Raw genomic sequence first — 2,033 nt, forward strand, 5'->3', positions numbered from 1 at the left:
CCTGGTATATAATTCAACCGTTAACTACAACCTACAGTTAAAAAAGTCCTGGGTCTTCCTTCATTCCAGCTCAAATAAACTCAATTTTCATCCGCCTTTCCGCCAAACTTAGATCGAGCTGTGTTGAATAAAATTTCACAACCCTGATATTCTACCGGATAGCGCCATTATAAGTTGTATTTAGCCTATGAAATAATCCTCCTGAAACTAGGTTAAAGCTGTTTGTAATAATCTTATCTTTCTATCCTAAACTCATGACTTAATGGCTATCAATACAGAATATGCTACTGAAAAGATTGACTATTTTCTCTTTAAATGGCCAATAGAAAAAATTCTATCTATGACGGTTGAGCAATATGCGGATCTCTCAGATCATAATGCGTTTTGCTATTTGATGGAATATGATTCTCGTGAAGTGGGTGAACTGGGAGGAATGCCACTAACTAAATTTGGACTTTGGAAATACAAGCAAGACAAAGAATATTCAGAGACTTACCTCAAAGATACAAAATATGCTTGGAGCGAAGAATTAGGTAAATCAAGAACAGAAGCGTTTGTGAAAGTAAGGCAACGTATCTACGAGATTGCCACTGCGGCTGACAAAGGTGACTTGGAAGTAATTGAGAACGTTAAGTTTCATTCAGTGGCAAAGTGGAAAATTGCTTTTATGTATTCCCACCGACAAATTTTCCCTGTGTATACTCGGGAAGCACTATTAACTATCGCAGCAGTTAAGATGGGAAGATTTCCTGAGAATGCTCGAATAGTTGATTTGCAACGATACATTATTGAAAAAAAGCCTATTACAGAGGACATGATTGCTTATGCTCAATATCTGTGGGAACACCATGTGCGAGGAAAACCATTTAGGAATTATTTCATTATCGGTTCAAAGTATAAAAATGAAAAGGGGGAAGACAAAAAAGACGTATTTCCAGAAATGCTCAGCAGCCACTCGGTAGCGATAGGGTTTCTTAATGAATACGATATGTCGCATCTGATTGGTGCCGATGACGAGACTATTAATGCGTTTGTGGCTCTACATCACAAAAGTGACAAGAACAATCTTTCTTTTATACAACGTTACTTTCGAATCCTCCTCAATTTAAAACAAGGAGATATTATTGCAGTGAAGTCACATGGCAATCGCGGAAACTTAAACATCATTGCATATGCAGTCGTCGTAGCAAGAAATGGAACCTTCTATTATTACGATTCTGAAAAATTGGGACATCATGTTCATGTGGAGTTTGTTGAACTGGGAATCGATAGGACCTTTAATTTTAATTACTCAGGCACATTGTATTATATTGAACCCGAAAAAAAAGATCATCTACGGGCGATTTTTGGACCTTTTTTGCAGGTTGACAATATTGCTGTAACTGACGACGATGATACTCTTGAATATACAGAGCTAGATAGATCAAAGTCGGAAGAATCCTATTTGCGAGGTCCTGTAGCAGCCGGAATGGTAAAGCAACTTCATAATATTATTCAGAATAGCTTCTATCGGGAATTAAAGATAAAATACCCAAAAGATGTAATTACACTGGAATATAAGAAGCGGATCGATATTGTGCGGGAAACTGCTGATACATTATACTTTTATGAAATAAAACCTTTCGAAAACGTGCCGGCCTGCCTGCGCCAAGCAATCGGTCAACTGATTGAATATGCACATTTATTTTCTGACACGTCAAAACAAATAAAATTGATTATTGTCGGCCCAGGGGAAGCAAGAGGTGATGCCTCCGTCTATTTACAGCATTATCAGGATATTGTTCGTATCCCTTTAAGTTATGAGCAACATATCGCTTCTAACCGTCGCGCAGAAATGGACAAATAGGCTACGGAGTGCTTTTAGTTTATGTAGAAATTCTTTGGCGACGCCCACTTATCCGCATGGCGTCAAGGGAGCGGCGTAGAGCGGTGGCGTCCCGTAATACTATCGTAACATATGTTATATGTTTAAATCCTTAGCTTTTAGTAAATTTTCGATCCAGCAGTTCCGGGTAGAGCGGTTCGTTGCCTCC

The 2,033-nt window shown here is 38.6% G+C and carries 1 protein-coding gene; it reads left to right on the forward strand.

Annotated elements, in window-relative coordinates; all coding sequences use genetic code 11:
- Positions 1-262 precede the first annotated feature (262 nt).
- Positions 263-1,846 (forward strand): hypothetical protein, encoded by a 1,584-nt coding sequence (locus A3860_RS40325; RefSeq protein ID WP_081156289.1) that lies wholly within the window; start codon positions 263-265, stop codon positions 1,844-1,846.
- Positions 1,847-2,033 lie beyond the last annotated feature (187 nt).

The organism is Niastella vici (genome assembly GCF_002077945.1).
Lineage (GTDB): Bacteria > Bacteroidota > Bacteroidia > Chitinophagales > Chitinophagaceae > Niastella > Niastella vici.

Excerpts from the sequence above, each read along its gene's own strand:
- A3860_RS40325 (WP_081156289.1), top strand. The coding sequence starts at position 263 with ATGGCTATCAATACAGAATATGCTACTGAAAAGATTGACTATTTTCTC.